General features: G+C 49.9%; 8 protein-coding genes. 6 read left to right on the top strand and 2 right to left on the bottom strand.

What is annotated here, in order from left to right; genetic code table 11:
• Positions 1–25: 25 nt before the first annotated feature.
• Positions 26–6,673 carry a strawberry notch C-terminal domain-containing protein gene (locus tag CKL79_RS08790; protein WP_141242182.1) on the top strand — a complete coding sequence of 2,216 codons (6,648 nt, stop codon included), beginning with the start codon at positions 26–28 and terminating at the stop codon, positions 6,671–6,673.
• Positions 6,674–6,767: 94 nt separating this feature from the next.
• Here the strand turns inward: CKL79_RS08790 and CKL79_RS08785 are convergent, their stop codons facing one another.
• Positions 6,768–7,358 (bottom strand): phage integrase N-terminal SAM-like domain-containing protein, encoded by a 591-nt coding sequence (locus tag CKL79_RS08785; RefSeq protein ID WP_240518753.1) that lies wholly within the window; start codon positions 7,356–7,358, stop codon positions 6,768–6,770.
• A gap of 1,166 nt (positions 7,359–8,524) precedes the next feature.
• Here CKL79_RS08785 and CKL79_RS08775 point away from each other — a divergent pair.
• From CKL79_RS08775 to CKL79_RS08760, 4 genes are all read left to right on the top strand, one after another.
• Positions 8,525–10,417: a serine/threonine protein kinase gene (locus CKL79_RS08775; protein ID WP_121969206.1), complete on the top strand. Its 1,893-nt coding sequence runs from the start codon at positions 8,525–8,527 to the stop codon at positions 10,415–10,417.
• A 41-nt stretch (positions 10,418–10,458) separates the two neighbouring features.
• Positions 10,459–12,066 carry a serine/threonine-protein kinase gene (locus CKL79_RS08770; RefSeq protein WP_121969205.1) on the top strand — a complete coding sequence of 536 codons (1,608 nt, stop codon included), beginning with the start codon at positions 10,459–10,461 and terminating at the stop codon, positions 12,064–12,066.
• A 104-nt stretch (positions 12,067–12,170) separates the two neighbouring features.
• Positions 12,171–14,291, top strand: coding sequence for an FHA domain-containing protein (locus tag CKL79_RS08765; RefSeq protein ID WP_205879041.1), 2,121 nt, complete (start codon positions 12,171–12,173; stop codon positions 14,289–14,291).
• Positions 14,292–14,381: 90 nt separating this feature from the next.
• Positions 14,382–15,590, top strand: coding sequence for a hypothetical protein (locus CKL79_RS08760; protein WP_121969203.1), 1,209 nt, complete (start codon positions 14,382–14,384; stop codon positions 15,588–15,590).
• Positions 15,591–15,788: 198 nt separating this feature from the next.
• Here CKL79_RS08760 and mobF read toward each other — a convergent pair whose 3' ends face one another.
• Positions 15,789–19,232, bottom strand: a complete 3,444-nt coding sequence (gene mobF, locus CKL79_RS08755) for a MobF family relaxase (RefSeq protein ID WP_121969202.1) — start codon at positions 19,230–19,232, stop codon at positions 15,789–15,791.
• Between the two features lie 298 nt (positions 19,233–19,530).
• Between mobF and CKL79_RS08750 the strand changes: the two genes are divergently transcribed.
• Entirely contained in the window at positions 19,531–20,658 is a 1,128-nt protein-coding gene (locus CKL79_RS08750; protein ID WP_141242181.1) for a hypothetical protein, read from the top strand.
• Positions 20,659–20,669: the final 11 nt, after the last annotated feature.

Below are 20,669 nucleotides of genomic sequence, written 5' to 3'. Positions count from 1 at the left end.
ACGCTAGCTTTTGGAGGCGTACAGGATGAGCCTATCTTTAACATCAGCCTACGCTGAACACTTTTTATTAGGAGGTCGCTTTAATCGCATTGTTGAGGCCCGTCAGTTTGCCGCCGAAATGCTGGGAACCGCTGTCTTACCCGGCTCAGCATTAGCCAAACAGGTGGATGAGGCGATTGAAGCCGCGATTGTCCGCGTTGCAGCAACCTCTATTCACACAGCCCAAACTACCCACGAAGCCTATGACACACTAATCGACCTACTTCAGCGCCAGCCTCGGCTCGGGGTGAGGTCTTCTACTTCAGTGCTTCAGCAGGCTTACAGTACGCCGGTTCCTATTGCATATTTAGCTTCCGTGCTGGGAGGTATCACTTCAGAAAAAACAGTGTATGAACCGACGGCAGGGAATGGATCGCTGTTGATTGGGGCTAATCCTCGGCTTACCATCGCCAACGAACTCAACCCAGATCGCATCGCCGAACTCCAAACCCGAGGCTACAGCCAGCTCACTCAGAAAGACGCGATCGCCTACAGTCCTAATGTTAAAACTGATGTAGTCGTCTGCAACCCGCCCTTTGGCACCGTTAAGAATGAGCAAGGCCGCACCCGTCGTTTCCCGATGTACGACACTTGGACAAGTCAGATTGATCAGGCGATCGCCCTCAAAGCCCTGACGACCATGAAAGACCATGGCAGCGCCGTTCTTATCCTCGGCGGTAAACTGGGAAAAGACCCTGCTGCTAGATCCGACCGGTACAATCGCCGCGAAACCCGCGCCTTCTATCACCTGCTGTATCGCCACTACAACGTCACTCAACACCTTTCACTTTCAGGTGACCTATACCGAAAACAGGGTGCAGGTTTCCCGATTGACCTCATCGTCATTTCCGGTCGCGGACAGTCTCAGCGCCCCCTCCCCGCAGCCGAGCTTCCGCCCTTCTACACCTCATACCATTCACTTAAGGAGATAATTCCGAATGAATCCATCCAATCTTCCCCTACTAATTTCTCCCGCCCTCTATCAGAACTACCCGGATTTTCCGAATCTCTGGATGCCAGAGCAACTGCCCTTTCTCTTCATCGTCTGCGCACCCCCAACCCTCACCCGCCTGGACGAGAAAACCTATCTGGAACTCATACAAGCCCGACTAGACGGCATGATTCAAGACTGGGTCAGTCAGACTTCCCTGTCCGAGACCCAAAAGCTGTTGAGCAACACGCTAGATCAACTCGACAGCGCTCAGCCCACGCCGATTCTGACAGCCAGCACGGACAACGACTCCTGGCGACAGGAATGGGCCAATCTCCTGATTCACGACAACTGGAGGTTTCAGGAACGGATGTGGCACTACGGCATCACGTTCCCAATGAAGCTGATCACCGACAACGATCCAACGTATCCCGACCTGATAGAAACGCACGACGACACCACCCTAGAAGAATGGCTAATGACACTCACGCCCTGACGACAGAGACAGAAGAAACGACAGACTCACCGCTCCAGCCCCGGCAAGTACCCTACATTTCCAAAAGCCAGGGGCAATCCTCTGAAACGCTGATTCCCTACAACATGGCCAACGCTGCACAGTTAGCTCTGGAACGCTTTGAAGGGCAGCACGGCAACATTGATGAGTACCTGCGCTCACGACTGGGATATTCATCTACGACGGAGCTACACCGATACTTCAGCGCTGAACAAGTCGATGCCTCTGCACTAGCCATCAGCAATATTGAGCGAGGGTCAGGCTTCATTACCGGCGACCAAACCGGCATCGGCAAAGGCCGGATCTGTGCCAGCATCATTCGCTATGCCAGGCAAACTGGCAAAATTGCCATCTTCGTTACCAAAGACAAACCGCTCTACGCCGATATGATGCGCGATGTTCATGACATCGGCCTGCGGAGCTTCTCTCCTTTTGTCACCGATAGCCATACAGAGATTCCGCTGGCGAATGGCGGGCTGCTGACGACGCCCGGTTCGGCGCAGCAGAAAAAGGCGATGATGGAGATCATACGCAGAAAGCAGCTTACGAGCCATAGCGCGGTCTTCACCACCTACAGTCAGCTACAGACGGTGAAGAAGAAAGAGCCGCTGAGACGAGAGTTTTTAAGAGCGATCGCCCCCAACGCCTACCTGATTCTAGACGAAGCTCACCAAGCCGGTGGCAGTAGTCAGAACGGCTGGAAAGAGACTGGCCCGCCTGACCGAGCAGAATTCGTCCGCGAACTGATAGACCTGTCCAAAGGCGTCTTTTACTCCTCTGCGACCTACGCCAAACGCCCCGATGTAATGGACTTGTACGCCAGACGCACCGATCTGAGGTTGGGCGTTCAGAGCATGGCTTCGCTAGAGAATATTCTGTATCGAGGCGGCGTTCCGCTTCAGCAGATTATTGCCAGTAAGCTAGTCGCAGCTAGCCACATGCTCAGGCGAGAGCGTTCCTATGAAGGGGTCAGCTTCCAGGCTCAGACTGTTTCAGTAGATAAAGCCGTCGCCGACCAATTCTCAGCCGCCATGCGAGCGATTCGAGACTTTGACCGGGCTAAGCAAGCAGCCGTAAAAACAATCAAAGATGAGCTAAAGGCGCAGGCCAAAGCGTTTGGTACAGATACCTCCGTCGGAGAAGTGGGGGCAAAGAGCACGAACTTTACCTCGCTCATGCACAACTGCATTGAACAGGGACTGCTCGCACAAAAAGCAGACGCGACCGTACGCGCAGCCCTCTCCTCACTTGAGCAAGGCGAAAAGCCGGTGATTGCCGTCGCGAACACCATGGGCAGCTTCATCAAAGCCTATGCGGATGCCCACGATCTGGAACACGGAAATGACATCAGTCTGTCGTTTGGTGACCTGTTAGAGCGCTATTTAGAACGGTCTCGTGACGTACTCATTCGCGACTATCGTGCGCAGTCTACGCGCCACCGCCTGACGGATGGTGAGCTAGGCATCGATGGAGTCAGTGCCTATGAAGACGCGCTGGAGTGCATCCAAGCAGGTGACTTCTACAGCGTTCCAATTAGCCCCATTGACTACATCGAGCAGCAGCTAGAGCGAGCGGGCTACCGGGTTGCCGAAGTCACCGGGCGTAAGGTGGGATTAGCCTACAGCGCCGATGGCTCTGCGACCTACAAAATTCGGCCTGTCCAAGAAACTACCGCCAAGGGAAAAATCAATGCCGTTGCCCAGTTCAATGCAGGCCAAGCCGATGTCATTCTGCTGAACTGCTCTGGCTCAACCGGCATTTCGCTGCACGCTTCCGAGAAGTTTGCCGACCAGCGGCCTCGTCACATGATTGTCGCGCAGGCAGAACGCGATATCAACGTGTTCATGCAAATGCTGGGGCGCATCCATCGCACCGGTCAGGTCGTGCGACCCCGGTACACCCTACTCATCGGCGATATTCCTGCCGAGAAACGGCCCGGTGCCCTGCTCTGCCGAAAAATGGCCAGCCTCAACGCCAATACCACCGCTGCGAGAGACTCTGATATCTCTCTGCAAAATGTCGTTGACTTCATGAACGAATACGGTGAGCAGGTAGTCACTGATTTGCTCAAGGATGACCCGGATCTGAATGCGCAGCTAGACTTCCCCTTAGCCCAGGTCAGCGACAGCGATGCGGATATTGCCCTGGTGAGGAAAGTCACCGGGAGAATACCGCTACTGCCGATTGCTGAGCAAGAAGCAGTCTACAGCCTGATTGAAGGGGATTACCAAGAACTGGTGCAGCGGGCTCAGGCAATGGGCGACAACAACCTGGCGGCTGGGCAGTTAGATCTGGATGCTAAAACCGTTGCTCGGGCAGAGGTGGTGAGCGCGGCTGAAAGTTTGAACTCCCAGGTCACAAACGCACAGGCCAATCAGTCTAGTGAGTTTACCGGTGCGGTGTATCTGGAAGTGGTTGATGCCAAAGTGCTGGCGAAACCCATGACGCAGCTACAGGTGATTGATGCGGTCAGGCAAAAACTGAAGCTGCCACCCGCCCTGGAAGTAGATCAGCATAACCGAACTCAGACGCTCAATGTCGCTCAGCAGCAGCGGGCCGCTACCGTTGACATGCTGAAAATGGACACATTGAAGTATCGGCTCACGACCATCGCCACTAAACGAGATCCTAAGGCTAGAGAGAAATTTGCCGAGCGGCTCGATACGCAGCTACAGCAAGTCACACAAGCCCTCGAAAAGTTCGTACCCGGACGAACGCTGCAGGTGCGGACGCCGCAGGAACGGCTGGGCGAGTCTGTCTATGGCGTCGTTGAAAGCGTTGAGCAGAAGCGGAAGTCGGCAAACCCGGCTGCGCCGCACAGTTGGAAGCTGCGGATCTTGATTGCGGGGCCTGCGAGGGAACTGGTCATTCCACTTTCCAATGTCAATACAGACCGGGTTAGCTCGCTCCAGGTTCAGCCGACCGCACAAACGCAGAACGGGGAAGATATCTACCAGCTTTTCGACGAAGCCCAGGCCGTTCAGCGCGAGCACTGTCAGATTTTTACTGGCAACCTGATTAAGGCGTTTGAGAAGTATCCCGCTGGTAAGTTTGTGAACTACACAGATGACCAGGGCAAGGTGCGTCAGGGGCTGATGATGCCGAAGGGCTTTGAGCTGATCAAGGCGCTGGAGAATGAGCCAGTGGCACTGCCGGAACCGGCGCAAGTGAGGGCTTTTATCACGACGCTGACAGATGGACAGGGTGCGGTGAAGACGTTGGATGAGCTGCTGACGCTAAAGAAGATACCCAGGGAGGAAGGATTTATCTTGGAGACGCCCAAGGCAAAAGGTGTTGGCGGGAAGTACTACCTGGATCAGGCGCTGTTGACTGCGGTGGAGGGTGACTTTTATTCGGTGGGCGATCGCATGACAGTCCCCGTCACTTCAGACCAACTCGATGCCGCTCTAGAGGTATTGATGAAACAGCGGCACTACGCCCTAGCCGCCTTTGAGTTTCAGGATGTTGCTCGTGACTACTTGGGTATTTCTCTACCCTCACTAACAGCGGTGAATGAGGCTGTTGGCAAGCCGCCACCTGATGAACCCTTACTGAGTCAGGTAAGTGAGCCGCAGGTACTGTCTCCCTCCAAAATCACGCGCCCGCCGATTCAGCTAGCGCGATCTCCTTCAGGGAAACGAGCCACGCTTGAAGATCAGGTCATCAGCTTTTTACAGGAAGCAGGACTCTGGGAAACGGTTCAAAAAGACCAGGACTTTCATTTCAGGATTCTCAACGAGCCTTACATTCCTCTGGTGATAGAGCGGCTAGGAAACGACCTTTGCCTGACCCACTACCTGAGCCAGAACGGCGACACCTATATCGATACGGAAATGGTGTTCGCCATTGAAGGAAATGACCAGATCAAATTCAAGGAAGTAGCGGTACCCAACGCACTACAGGGGGGCGAGCTACGAGGCCATGATTCAGAATTTGCCAAGCTTTTTGCCCAGAACATCGTTGCCCAAGGATTTGTAGAGGCTGCCCAGAAGCAGTTTCAGTCAGAAGCGCAAGAAACGCCAACGTCTGAGCCTCCTGTTCGGAGGATTGCCGCAATTGCAGAGCCTTCGCTGAAGGAGGTGGCTGATGAGGTGCGGGAAGCTGATTTGGAAGGGGTAGCGGTTGAGTTGGGGCTAGAGCGCGATCCGCATGACAAACATAAGTGGCGCGATGGTGACCACATTATTAGCATTAGTGATCGCCTCTTCATGGACTGGCTGGCGGACAAGGGCGGCGGTGGCGGTGCGATTGATTTGGTGATGCATGTTAGAGAATGTGATTTTAAGGAGGCTGTAGAGTGGCTATCGGGGCGTAGCTTTTCTCAGACTGCGAGTATTTCACATCAGCATACAGAACCGAAAGAACCTCGGCCTTTGGTTATGCCACAAGCTAATGAACGGCGTTGGGAAGCGGTGCAGCGCTATTTGGTAGAAACGCGAAAGCTACCACTGGCGCTGGTGGAGCGGCTACATGAGAAGAGCCTAATCTATGCTGATGACTTTCAGAATGTGGTGTTTGTCCGGCATGGGATGGCGGATGGGCAGTGGCGGCGAGGGGAGAGTACAGGTGCCAGTTTGCGGGGAACGTGGGGTGAGCAGAATGCCTTTCGAGGAATGGCCCAAGGGACGATGAGAGATAAGGGATGGTTTTGGCTGGGGACGGGCAGCGGGCAGATTGCGCGGGTGCTGCTGACGGAATCACCGATTGATGCGATGTCGCTGGCGATGTTGGATCGGCAGAATCATTCTCAGCATGGCGTGACGATTTATCTTTCGGTGGATGGGGCGGGGGCTTTGCCGGTAGAGGCTTTGCGGGGGGTGATGCAGCGTGGGGGGAATGTTGTGATCGGCTTCGATGCCGACCAGTCGGGTGAACTGATGGCTTGGCGGGTGGCTCGGCAACTACCAAGCGTAGAGAGGCTATATCCGCACACAGGCAAAGACTGGAATGAGCAGCTAATGGGCGCTGGACAGCCTACCCATCCCGACCAGCAGCTTGCTGAGCTATGGCAATGGTACGCAGCAGCCTGTTCCGTTGCTCGATCTGAACAGTATTTGAACCGAATTGGGGAGGTTGCGACTGCATTTATCAAAGGAAATCCGCTATCGGTTCAGGCAAAAGCCGCCATGAAGCAAGATTTTAACCATGCGAATAAAGCATTGCCGCGCTCTGTTGAGTGTGGGCAATAGCTGGTGATAACGAACGATAGCTTCACTACGAGGATCTCGGCAACGCGTGGAGGCGGGGAAGACAAATTGCCAAATCCACTCTCATTACATTGGGTTACTTTCTAGCCAATGCGAGAGGCAAGGTCACCGCTCCATAGCCTTGCTCATGAATGCGCTTGATCCCTTGTAAATGCTCTTCGAAAGTGAGAACTACACGTTCAGGCAGCATCGTTGCACGACTATTTTCCCCCTTTGCATCTCTGACGATAATTTGATGTTGGGGAAAGTCCAAGCCTTTAATCCGTAGCTGCATCGTTTCCAGTAAGCGCAATCCGCTGCCGTACAGTAGCTGAGCGATTAGTCGGTGGACACCCGACATCTGCTGAATCACTGAGGCGACTTCTTCTGGTGTCAGCACCGTCGGGAGTTTGGTAGAGCGCTTGGCCCTAACAGCCTCTATTCTTCCATCCAAAGGTTGGCACAAAACCTGCCTGTAAAGAAACAGCAGCGCACTGAGCGCTTGGCTTTGGGTTGCCGCCGATACCCGCTGGGTCACCGCTAAATGGGTCAGGAATTTTTCAATTTCTGGCACGCCCCTCTCTTTAGGATGGCGCTTGTCATGAAAAAGGGTGTAGCGACGAATCCATTGAACGTAGGTTTCTTCTGTGCGGTAGGAATAGTGCTTAGCTCGAATGACCTCGCGCACCTGATCGAGGAGGTTCTTTGGGCGAGGCTAAGAAGGCTGCATTCTGTAAATTTTTGATAAAGAAAGCCTAAACAGACTTGGCTGGCATTGCAGGGATGATTATACTTAAGTCTTCCAACCTAATCTGCCACATAGGGTGATTAAACGGACGAATTTCCACCTATTTTGCCGCACGAGAGCAGAATAGGTGGAAATTTTCAGCATAATAATAAGTTAGACCGCTCGATTTCGATTGAGGTGGTTCTGTGGGTGTATCTGACTTTCCTCTGACCTTTTCCTGACTTTGCACGGCTGATAAAGCAAGTTTGTAAGGGTTAGGATTGTTTCAGTTTCAGGTGTTATGCCAATTTATTCCGCCTATCCACCCACTAGTGAGGAACTATGAAAAAAGGCAACTTATTAATCTTTGTATTTTGTGCATTCGCTACAGCGTTGTCTACAGTGAGCGCAAAACCCGCTTATGCTTGTCTAGTAGAACCATGTCCATCATGGCCTACTCCAGACAATCAACCAACACAAAACCGTGTGGGATACTTCGACAATGGGGGAACAGTTTTCTACGCCAACGGAACGTCCCACTGCGGTTTTGCTAGTCCAAAGCATTTAGAATTTTTCCAAAGAGTAAATCAAGCCCCTAGCCTAGGACGGCAAGATCCAGGCAGTTTTGGTGCATATGCTGGTATCTGCACTTTTCCAAGTGGATATTTTGATAATGGAGGTACTGTATTCTTCTCGTCAGGGAATGGGACTTTTTGTGGATTCAGAAACCCACAAGCACTTGAGTCCCACCAACGCTCTAGACCTCAACAACCCAGTTTCGGTCGGCTTGATAGAGATCCAAACAGATTTATGGGATACACAGGGGTTTGCAGTTAGAAAAAGAGCAGCCTAGCAATTTTGGTGCAGCGGGTTGACCGAATCCGCTTGTGGTGTTGCAAAGGTATGAGCAACCGCTGACCAGAACCGTTGTACCGCTGAGTTATCGGTGAGAGTGTAACCGGGAGCTTGTTTGTTTGACGCGATCGCCTCCAGAAAATCAAGGTTATCAGTGGTGCAGAATCAGGAAAATTTATGAAATCTTATAAACGATATAAATTTTCCTGATTCTGAGGGGAAAATGAGAAAGCAACTATGAAAATTGAATCATTAATCTGTTGGCACCCTTTATGACGCTCTGCATCAACCCACGTTGCGATAAGCCCCAGAACCATGACAATGCTCAGTTTTGTCAGAACTGCCAATCCGCACTTCTGCTGAAGCAGCGCTACCGTGCTGTAAAGGTTTTGGGTGGAGGGGGTTTCGGCAAAATCTACGAGGTGTCAGATTTAGGAACCCCGGATAAAGTCCTTAAAGTTTTGATAAATAACTCTCCTAAAGCGGTTGAGTTATTTCAGCGAGAGGCTGAGTTTTTAAGCAGCCATAACTCTTTAGGAATTCCCAAAGCTGAGCAGGGCGGCTACTTTGTTTTTCAATCGCATGACGGGCAAGCCTCAGTTCATTGCTTAGTGATGGAAAAGGTAGAGGGGATGAATCTGCGAGATTACCTCAAGCAATTGGGGCATCCTATCGATTCAGAAACGGCTAAACGATGGTTAAAAGAGCTGCTCGTAATTTTGAAAGAGGTTCATGAACAAGGAATTTTGCACCGAGACATCAAACCACAAAATATTATCTTTAAACCTGATGGTAAGTTGGCACTGGTTGATTTCGGTGCAGTGCGCGAGGGTACTGGTACGCAAGTTGCCACAGCAGCAAGTGGTAATACAGAAGTTGCTTCTCACATAGCAGGTGGAACGAGCATTGTTACGGCAGGCTATACGGCACCAGAACAGGTAAATGGTCAGGCAGTGAAGCAGTCTGACCTTTATTCTTTGGGACGGGCACTGATTTTCCTGTTGACTGGGAAGGAGCCATCAGAAATTTCCTATGATGCTTACAATGATGCCTTGGAGTGGCATCAATATGCACCGAATGTGGAACCAAATTTAGTAAAGTTGCTAGACCAAATGCAGTCAACTTTAGTACGGCCACGTCCCTCGAATGTTCAGGAAGTCTTGGAAAAATTGGAAGAATCCCACAAGACAAAGAATAGATACACGACAAAAATCGAGCAGTATAAGCAAGAGGTCATGAACCACGCACAGACTGGGTTTCTTAATGACTATCATGTGCAATCTCTGCTGAAGAGACTGCAAAGAGACTTGAGTATCCAGGATGCGGAGGCACTAAATATTCAGGAGCAAGTTAAGAAAGAACTGGCTCAAAAACAGAAGCAACCTGATGCAAAAGCTTCGCAATCCAAAGTCTCACCTGATGAACAGGCTCGAACTACACAACCGTCAAATCAGCCAAAACCAACGTCAGAAAATCCCATTCCTTTCGTCAAAGAGCAAGCATCTAATCAGAAAAAACTGTGGTTGCTGGGCAGTTTTGTAGGGCTTCTAGGTCTAGCTTTATTTGCTTTTGTAGTTGAAAACGCTAGCTACGACCATTCTTCTGACTACCCCGTTGAAGTAGGGCTTCCTCCCGCAGAGATTCCTTCCGACTTAGCAAGCGAATGCATTGCAAACGTGAGTGGCAATGTCCGAACTGAGCCGAGTAAGAGGGCTGAAAATCAGACTGTAATTCCTCTTGATAATAACAGCCTACCTGTGACTGGAATTAGAGCTGGTAGTTGGGTGCAACTTCAGTTATTAAATGGCGATTCTGGATGGGCCCACTTTGACGCTATAACTAACGACGCTGTGATTGAGCCCTGTTTAAACCAATCAGTCGAAGCTGCTGACTATATTTTGAGTGAGCCAGCAGCTTCAACTAGCCCTAGTGACATATCTCAAGCACAAAAAGAATGTGAGGAACAAATTGGTGTTGATGCTTGGCATAATGGACAATGTGTTTACGATAACATTCCTGAAGAACAGGATTATAAAGATGCTAATTATGGCGGGGATCTGGATGTGTGCATCCAAGATGTTACGAATTGGCAAAATCAGGAGTGGACAGATGATTTGGCAGAGGGTTTTTGTCTGACTCCACTCTCAGAAATTCAAGGAGAATAAGATGCACGATTATTACTCATCAAGCTTAGTAGAGACTAAATATGACTCTTTGCATCAATCCACGTTGTGATCAGCCTAACAATCCTGACAACGCTCAATTTTGTCAGAATTGTCAATCGTCTCTTTTGCTGAGGCAACGCTATCGTGCCACAAAAGTTTTGGGTGACGGTGGCTTTGGTAAAACCTATGAAGCTGCTGATCTGGGAGTACGAAATAAAGTTATCAAAGTTTTGATCGATAACTCCCCTAAAGCAGTGGAGTTATTTCAACGAGAAGCAGAAGTGCTTAGTCAACTCAATCATCCGGGTATTCCCAAGGTTGAGCCAAACAGCTATACCGTCTTTCATCCTGCTGATGGACAAGCCCCCATTCACTGTCTAGTGATGGAAAAGATGGAGGGTATGAACTTACGGGATTACCTCAAGCAGCTCAGACATCCAATCGATTCAGAAACGGCTGAACGCTGGTTAAAAGAACTCGTGCTGATTCTGCAAGCAGTTCATGAGCAAGGGCTTTTACACCGAGATATCAAACCACAAAATATTGGTTTTAAGCCTGATGGTAGGCTAGCATTGATTGACTTTGGTGCAGTTCGCGAGGGTACTGGTGCACAGGTTGCCACAGCCGCCGTAAGTGGCGGTACTGAGGTCGCATCTCACATGGCAGCAGGAGGCACCACAGTTAACTCAGTCGGCTATACAGCACCAGAGCAAATGAATGGTCAGGTCTTAAAACAATCTGACTTTTACTCTTTAGGAAAGACATTTATCTTTTTATTGACAGGAAAGGAACCTTCAGAAATTCCCTACGATGCTTATAATGACAGTCTGAAGTGGCGAGAATATGTACCCAATGTAAATCAGAAATTGGCAGACTTGCTCGATAAGATGACAGCATCTTTAGTGCGTCAACGTCCTGTAGACTCTCAAGAACTTCTACAGGCATTAAACTCTAAGCAAGCCCCTACTTTTTGGACTCCATCGCAACCAGAGAATCAACAAGCACCAGCAACACCTTTACCAGAAGTCCAGCCCGTACCCACAAAACATTCATTGTCTGCCAGCAAATCTGGCGGTATTTTTTGGAAGTGGTTTTGGTTATCTTTAGGAGGATATGTCACAGGTCTATTTGGTCTATTTATAGTGGCAGCTATTTGCCTGGGTGTGACTGGATGGGAAATGGATCAAGTATTTACTTCGCGTTTTGCATCTATAGCAATGTGGGGAACATTTGGCTGTATTCTAGGAATATTCCAATGGTCTGCCCTAAAGCTGAAAATGCCAGATGCTAGCAGTTGGATTTATGCAACAACTTTTGGATTTTCAATTTATGGTTCCCTTATGGCTTCTAGCGGCTATATGAGTAGCACATCAACTATCTCTACAGATCCTGTCCTTGAGATTGGTATCGGAGTAATTGGTGGTGGATTAATTGGGTTAGCACAATGGTTAAAATATCTGCGAAAACATTTTTCGCAAAGTGCTTGGTGGATATTGTTGTCGATTGCTTCGTCTTTTCTTGTTTCTCTAATGACTCTTGTAAGTCCGAATCTTGGTTTTGTGCCAGGAATTTTGATAGATCCCATTCTTTCAGGCTGGGGAATAAACCGTCTGTACAGTCGGCATTCAAAAAATGCAAATAATACTTAATAAATTTAGAATGCGAAGCCACCATTTAGTAGCTCAGTAGAAGCCACCATTTAGTAGCTCAGTAGTAGAGTGTGTAACACTTACAATATGAATGAGATAGTATCATGACGAGTAATGTAGAAAATTTGAATCAGCTTTTCCAGGCAATGAACCAGTTTGTTTCTACTCGAACAAGCTATCGTTGTCTGGAAGCAGTCCATAAAGATATGGAAAAGATTTCTCCCCTTTTCAATGCTCGTCAGCTATCCGTACAAATCTTCAGCCAATTTCCTCTCTTATCTGAAGGACTGAAGAACTTTCTCAATCTACATAAAGGTCTGCAACAATTCTACAATTCTAAAATTTCAGATTTATCCGTCAACACAGCAGGTTCTTATAAGCCTCAACCGCCAACTTTAATCTTGCAAGCTAATTCTGTTGTTAAGCAATCAGAAGAGCGATATAAGCTATCTTCTACTCAAAGCTTTCTCATAGGTCGGGATCTTCAGCATGAAAATGATGCTAGAACAATCCATATTCCACTACCTATTTACAAAAAAGTTTCAGGTCGCCATGCTGAAATACAACCTGTTTCTAGCATTAGCTCATCTATTCAATCATGGCAAATCTGCGACCTAAACAGTACTAATGGCACTTACGTCAATGGTCAAAAAATCAAAGGATGTCATGTCTTACAACCTGGCGATAGGATCGCTTTAGCTTATCCAACCGCAAGCGAGAAAGCTCCGGAGTTTACGTTTGAGGGACAAAACATCTCTTCAACATCTGACAATCCTGACTCAAATCAGATTGATGCAGATTTTGTTTCTTTAGTCATCCATCCTACTCAAGCACTTAGTCAATCCGAGAAGCAATTAATCGATCAAGCTAGCAAGGCTGAAATTTCTGGTCTTGTGATTATTGCAGATATTTCAGGCACTAAACCCGAAGATGTTCATAAAATTAGAGAAAATCTTAGCTCCATTCAGGAGTGGGGTGAGAAGAACTATCCACAACTAGCAGACAATCTAGATATTGTTGAGCTTCCGCTGTATCCCTTTTACCCTAATACTCCTTCTAAACCGTTAGAGCCTGCAATAGAACAAAGGTTTGTTGCGTTCGCTGCTCCTTTTATCAAGCTTGCTAAGGAGCAGGGTGTAGAATTATTGGCTAACCGAATTCACAAAAAGATCCAGCCACAAATTCAACGAATTGACCAAATTTTGAGCGCCGCTGAAATAGCACTGAAAAATGATATACAGAGGTCTGAAGCCAGCCTGAAAGGTGGTACTTTAGAATATTGGCAAGAGCGCTATATTAGCTCAAAAAGGCAAGTAGAAGACTCAAGGGAATACTTCTTTCGAGAAGCTAGAACTGTCTTCTTACGATGTAGGGAGGATTCTTCAGCAGACTTTGTATCTGGCAATTTTCTGCAAAAGACTGAAGATTTTGTCAATCAGTTAGAACCTGTGGTCAATAAGCTGAATAGACAAGTTTGCATTCAACTTCAGCCACAGAATCGACATGATCTTCATACGACAATGATGCATTTCTTTCAGATTGAGCTAACTCAATGGGGCGATCAGCAGTGGGAAAATATGCGCTGCTTGATCGAAGGGCAGGGTTTGGAGGGGTTAATGCGAAGAGCCTATCAACAACTCAATTTTTTACCAGAGTTTGAGATTGTAAATACATTTAGCTCACCTGCTGCTAAGCTCGATTTTTCCAGCCATTTTAATGCATCCTTTAGCGATATAAAGGCTGATATCTCTTACGGTGAAAGTTCAGGAAATACATTTGGTGGTATGGCTAAGATTGCCATGCTATCAGCACAAGCCGCAATAAGTATCAGTGCAAGTGTCAGTGCGAGACAGCCAGTGTCTCCCTATGCTGTAATGCAGGGAGCAAGCGCTGCATCTGCCCTTGCAGGTTTAGTTGGTGCCTCGGTTAGCCGACCTCAGCAACAGAAAATGAAAATAGAACAGGTTGTAGACAGCTTAAGACGTACCACATCTAACCACTATAAGAATATCGCTCGATATCTTCTCAACCGTATTGCTCAAGAAATAGTATCGGCAATTGAATCAGAAGATCGACGTTTTAGAAAAGCGCGAGATGCTGCCGACGAGCAAATAAGGAGATATTTCATAGAGCTTGAAAATATTTCGAGAGGCTACAGAGTACGACAAGAAGCTCTTCATAAAGATAGGGTAGCTTTCGAGCAAATTAAGCGTTTGGGAGAGTAGTTTTCCTATCTGAAGCGTTCGGTCAGGGCAGTTTCATTTATACAATTTGGCGTTCGTTTAATACATCCTATTCCTTGGAGCATTCAGACTGTGAAAATCTTTAACAATATTAAGAATTATGCCGAACAAAGTGTCGAGGTTGTAAAAGAAACCGTTGAAGCACCAATTCAAGTAACAACTGTTGCTGTCCACGGGACAGTAAGCGTAGCAGAAGCAGCAGCAACCGGAAATTTTGAAGCTGCTGGGCAACAGTTCGTCAATACAGCAGAAAATGTAGGCGTAGAATCAATCAAAAGTCAGGCTGATATTGCTAATGCCGCTGGGACTGATCTCGAAACTGTTGGAGGTGTCGCTGGAGGAGTCGGAGGTTTTGTCTCTGGTGGCCCCGCAGGCGCAATGGCAGGTTATGCAACAGGTAGTGCCGCAGGAGGTCTAGCTGGCAAAGTTGCAAATGATGAAGATATTGCAATGGGCGATTTCGGAAAAGCTGCTGGCACCGCGGCTGGAGGGATGGTTGGAGGTGCTGCTGGAGCTGTAGTGGGTGGTGGAGTAGGCGAACTAGCTGGACGAAGTATAGATGGGGAAACTATCAGCACGGGTGATACAACAGGCGTTGCAGGACATGCAATTGGATCTTGGGCTAGTGGTGAGGCTGGTGGCGCTGTTGGCAGAGAACTTGGGCGTACCGGTGGAGATATTATCGACGGAAAAGAGGTAGACGAAAGGACACTAGCTGAAATGGCAGGTAGTGCAGGTGGTGGTTATGTGGGAGGAAAACTTGGCGGTGAGGAGTATGGAGGGTTTGGCAGCAATTTAGGTCGTTCCTTATCTGACGGACAGTTCAGCCGTGAGGAAGCAGGCGGAATTGCGGGAGAAGAGTTAGGGCGGCAGGTTGGCGGTGAGGAGTATGGAGGGTTTGGCAGCAATTTAGGTCGTTCCTTATCTGACGGACAGTTCAGCCGTGAGGAAGCAGGCGGAATTGCGGGAGAGGAGCTAGGGTGGCAGGCTGGCGGTGAGGAGTATGGAGGGTTTGGCAGCAATTTAGGTCGTTCCTTATCTGACGGACAGTTCAACCCTGAAGAAATAGGCGGAATTGCTGAAGAGGAGGTAATTGGGTACATTCCTGAGATACCTAGTTATGGCGCAGAACCTGGAATTTACACTGAGCAATCTGAGCAGTACGTAATGCAGCAGGTTCAAGAATATGTGCCTATCCCGGAAGAAGTGAGCCAAGTCGCCGAAGTTATTAGCGATCCTGGTAGTGTTATAGAAGATATTGGCAGCAGTTTTGGATTCTAATTTGCATCTTTAATTTGTGTGAGCAGGGAGGCGAAAATAGTCGCGGCTCGGCTCGGCACAACTCAATAGTTAGGCAACTCATAGTATGCCGCTTTGCTTTAAAGCGAAGATTTTAGGCTGTCCATAATTTTGTGTAAGCGGTCTACAGTTCCTTACCAAAGCTATACTCCGGCTAGCATCGCTGGGCTAGCCGGAGTCCTAATCCAATTCTACCTGCCGACTTGAAGACGACTGATGAACCGCCTCCATAGTTTGTTGCTGGCAAATCCGCCGCGTCATCTGCTTCACATACTGCATCGCCTGCTGCTTGCCATAGTTGCGATGGATCTGCTCAACCATCGAACTGCTCGAAACCAGCATGAGTGCGATCGTCCTTTGTTTTACACCATTCTCAAATGCCCTGCACCCCACCCGGTAATCTAACTCGCCTGCGCTACTAGCGACTACCCCTCGCCGGTAATTCTTCCAAAGCTCTCCATAGTCATGAGTCGCCGGTTTCAACTGCCCTCCAATTGTCGTTTGGGATCGTGCGCTGCCAGCTTCCCTTCTAACTGTTTTATCGAGGCGATCAACTGCTGCTGCGAGCTGAGTTCTGTTTTTAGCTGCCCATTCCAACTGCTCAACGCCCTGATTAACTGCTGCAACTGCACCTGCAAAGAATCCTTCGCATTGGGTGAGTTCTGCTCGTTCAACATGCGCTGCAACTGCACGAGAAAGTGACCCAAGGTGTCCTTTAAGGATGTCGGCAACTGGTTCAAGCCCTCTGTCAAACTTTGCATTTCCTGCCCCATCGACTCTACCCGCTGACTGAGCACGTCGATATCTGAGCGTATCGGCTGAAGGCTCTTGAACATCGCGTTCTCCAATGCCTGCTCTAACAAACTGCCCGACATCTCCACCGTCAGTTGCTGAGGCTCGCCCATTTGAGGACTGACCTTCTGTCTGGGTCTTGGCATAGTTCTCTCCTTTTCCTATCTTAAATAATGGAATATAGTCACTGGCGTTTTCCTTCGTTTTAGATATCTGTGCCCGTTTCAGCAGCTCATCCCTGTCGGCGGCATACAGCTTCAGGCCATGCTTCGCTCGCGACACCGCTACATAAAACGACTCTCGATTCGTCGTTTTCTCGCTCATGAGCGCCAGCACCCGGTCAGCCGTCTTCCCTTGAGCACTGTAAGTCGTACTTACCCAGGCATAGTCCACATGCTGATGACCTGATAGCGAAAACCATTGAGACTGCCCAGCCTCATCGACCGTCCGCACAATCCCACCGTCCAAAACCTCAGCTACTGTGAACTGCTGCCCGTTATGGGTTTTCGTTGCTCGATCATTCTTCGTCCACCGAAGGCGATCGCCCACCGCAACATCTATCGTCTGTGCTGCATACACAGCCTTCCGCTGACACTGCACCGGATCAATACTGAGCAGATGACCATCCGCCGTTTCCACCACCAGTCGATGAGCCGCCTGGTCGATGTTTCTTACCGTGTAGTGCTGGTACTTTGCCAACCCCTGCTTCTTATAATCCTGAGTCGGCATCAACACATCCCCCGGCTCGTAAGTGACAAGGTATTGAGCCTGCACCTGGGTCAAGTCCTTACGCCGCAGACTCGAAACCGCCAAGGCATTTTGGCCCAGCGTTCCTTCCGCCTGGAGCGATCGCCGCAACTGCCCAACCAGCGCTAACCGTTCTTGATTCGTCCCAGCTAAGAGCAAGGTTTCAGCTCGCTCTACCGGTGACAGCGCCAAATAATCACTAACCATCTGGTTAATTTGATTATCTGCATCCGCCTCGATTTGCAGGCATCCCGCTTGCTCAAGCACATTGATACCGCGAGCAACGTTTCCCTCAGCAATTAGCCGTACCGCGACCCGTAGTTCTTCCGTCTGCTGCCGCAGGCTGTTGTCCAATCTAGCGAGCGTAATCCCGCCCGCCTGCAAGCTCTTGAACGGGTTGCCTGCGTCTACTGCCGATAGTTGCTTGGTATCGCCGACCAGCAACACTCTGGCATTTTCTTTTCGGGCTCGCTGAAGCAGCGCGTGAGCATCCTTCATACTCAACAGTCCGGCCTCGTCGATAATCCAAAGCGACGGCTCGGGTTCCTGCTGCGAAGAAACCAATAGCCCTGCGACGGTATTTGTATTGATTTTCAGCGCTTCGCCTAACGTATGAGCGGCTTCCGCGCTGGGCGCAAAACCTCTGACCTGGAAGCCCTGGACTTGAGCGATCGCCCTTACCTCATTCAGCGCGTACGTCTTGCCCACACCCGCCGACCCCTGCCAAGCCATTGCTTTATCCGGCGCAGTCATCACCTGCTCAATTGCCTGCCGCTGCTCTATCGTCAACGCATCCGAAAGCTGCTGCTCGACTTGGAAGAGGGATGCAATTGGCTCTGCTTTCCCCTTCTGCTCACGCATCAATCGAATCGTTTCCAGTTCCAGCCGAATCGCCGCCTGCGTCGTCATACGGTTTTCGTCGATCTGAATCAACTCAGTACTGCTCTCTATGTCCTGCTGTAACCGGTCAAAACTGGTCTGACCCAACTGATGCTCAAACATAAACCGCTCCAGGGCCGTTCGTCTAAAGACCAATTCCCGTTCGCTGCAATGCTGAATAGCAGGCTCAAGCTCAGAATTGGCGATCGCCTCTGAGCTAGCCGGTGCAATCTTAAACCCCGCTACCGCCTTCGACTCAATTGATTGCTCGCCACCCTCTGTTGATCTGGATTCTGGCAGCGCTGGCAGGACTAGATCCTCTAACTGAGCCAACGCATTCCATCCCTGCCTCAACTGCTCTGGCTGCATCGGTGTCGGCTTACGCTTACGAGACTTCAGCGCTGCTGCCTCATACAGTGCCAACCGAGATCTCAGCACTCGCCCATCTTGACTAAAGAGTGTTTTACCTTCTGCCTCCCATAAAGCTACCAACGACTCGATCTGCTGTCTGCGCGTTGAGAATAGCTTGAGCAGTTCTGGTGAGTAGCCGACTAGCTCGAACTGTCCGTGGGCTTTGGGTTCGATGACGTAGCCGTGGTTTTGGAGAGCGATCGCTAGTTCGTTTTGATAGATCTGCCCGAGTAGTTTTTTGTTTGCGATCGCCCCCTCATTCGCAAAGCTAAACCACCGTCCATCCGGCAACTGCGTCGCATTCATCACCACACAATGACTATGCAACTGCGGCTCCGCCTCCCGATTCGTCGCATGAGGAAACACCGCCACAATCACATTTCCCGTCGTCACCCGCTGCCGACCCATCTCCGTCGAAATCCGCGTCTGCGCGTACCTTTCTTCCATCACAGACATCGCCTTCGCCACCGCCTGATGATGCGCCGCCAGCACCCGCTCATCCTGCTGCACCAACGCCGCCACGCTCACACTCTTCGGCGCACTAAAGGTAAAATCCGTCGCCGCCCGCCGCTTCTCGGGGTCAATCTCCTTCCCCGAAAGCACCTCTCCATTCGGCCCAACGCCGCCCAGCAGCTCACCGAACACCGCCTTCTCCACTGTGCCAGTTAGTCTCAAATTATCCGCACCCTTCCCTAACCAAAACGAAGCCTCATGCTGCTCCTCTTCGGTGTAGTAGTCATCTTTGACAAAATAGTTCTCAGCCTGTGCAGCCGAAAGGTTGCTCGTAGATAGCATGGCAATTCGCGTCTGAAACGGGGCGAACAAGCGGTCAAAACACAGGAAAATTCTTAAACCGATTGCGCTGCGGGGTTTACGAGATTTTTTGCCAGAAACCTGGCGTCCTGTGTGGCATTTCCGGCGTAGCCCCCAAAAGGGCGTAGCTTCATGGCCGGGATTTACCGCTTATTCCAACAATAAACCAGCATTTTCCATTTATCACCATATTGGTTATTTGTATACTTTGGTTAACCATATAGAACCAATAAAGCAGTTTCGTTATTACTATGGCGATGTAGCGTTTTTGATACTCGCCATGACTCAAACCACTGTGGCTTCGCCCACAATCCATATCGCAGGAGACATTGGCGCATCCGCCTCCAAGTTCTTCTATCGCACCCGACCCGGACAGGCTGTGCCAATTTGGATGGACTCAGCCGTTGCCAATAGCCTGAATGAATCGGCATTGCCTAGCCTCAACGCAGGCGGTCGCCCTCAAGACAGCACCTGGCTGAAGATCGATTCCGAGATCGTCCTGGTTGGAGAATCCGCTAAAGCCTTTCTCGACAGCACCAGCCTGACGGCGAACAAGGCGGAGAAAGCGGCCTACAAAATTGCAGCCGCGCTCGGCATCGCCGCCGAACTGGAGCATCTGCCCAGTCAATACAAAGCCTTCATTTGGCTTCCGCTGCCGCTCACTGAAATCAGAACCCGTGAACAGATCGCCCATAAATTCAACGCCATCTGCGAGCAAGGTTTCATCTGCCGAGGCAAGCAACAGCAGGTACAGCCCATTCTCAAGTTCTTTCCCGAAGGCTTTGGCCTTTATCTCAACCGCAAGAAGCAGCTCGATAGTGCTAAACATGCCATCACGCAGCGCCGCACACTCATCCTGATGATGGGCCACCGCAATCTGTCCATCCTCTGTTTTGAAGGCGGCTCCCTCCGCGCCAGTCGCTCCAACTCCGATGGCCCTGGCTTTTGGCCTGCCTTTGAAAAAGCAACCCGCTCAGCAGGCGTTCCGCCAACGGACTATTCACCTTTGATGCTGGCGCTCACCACTGGCAAGCCTCAGCAGATTTCTCAAGCACAGGCCGGACTTGCTGACTTCGGCCCCTACACCAACTTCGTCCGCCAAACCTACTGGCAAGCAGTCAGCATCTACCTGCAAGACAATCTGCTCAGTCAACTGACTGATAGTTCAGTCGATATTATCCTCAGCGGCGGCGGCTCTGGCGTTATTCGCTCGCAGTTGAATGAATACTTCAGTTCTTTGGGATTGAGCGATCGCCTCATCTTCGCCGACAAAATGCAGCCTCAGCTAACCGACCTGGTTGGCCAGCTCCCCGAAGTGACCCACAATCCATCGATTCCGTTACGAATGTCTGACTGCTATGGCCTATTCCAGGGGCTTATCGGTAAACTAACCAAAGTAGCTGCCTAGTAAACCATCGG

This window comes from Leptolyngbya sp. BC1307 (assembly GCF_002286735.1).
Taxonomy (GTDB): Bacteria; Cyanobacteriota; Cyanobacteriia; order Phormidesmidales; family Phormidesmidaceae; genus Phormidesmis.
This window is presented reverse-complemented; position numbering and strand designations above follow the sequence as displayed.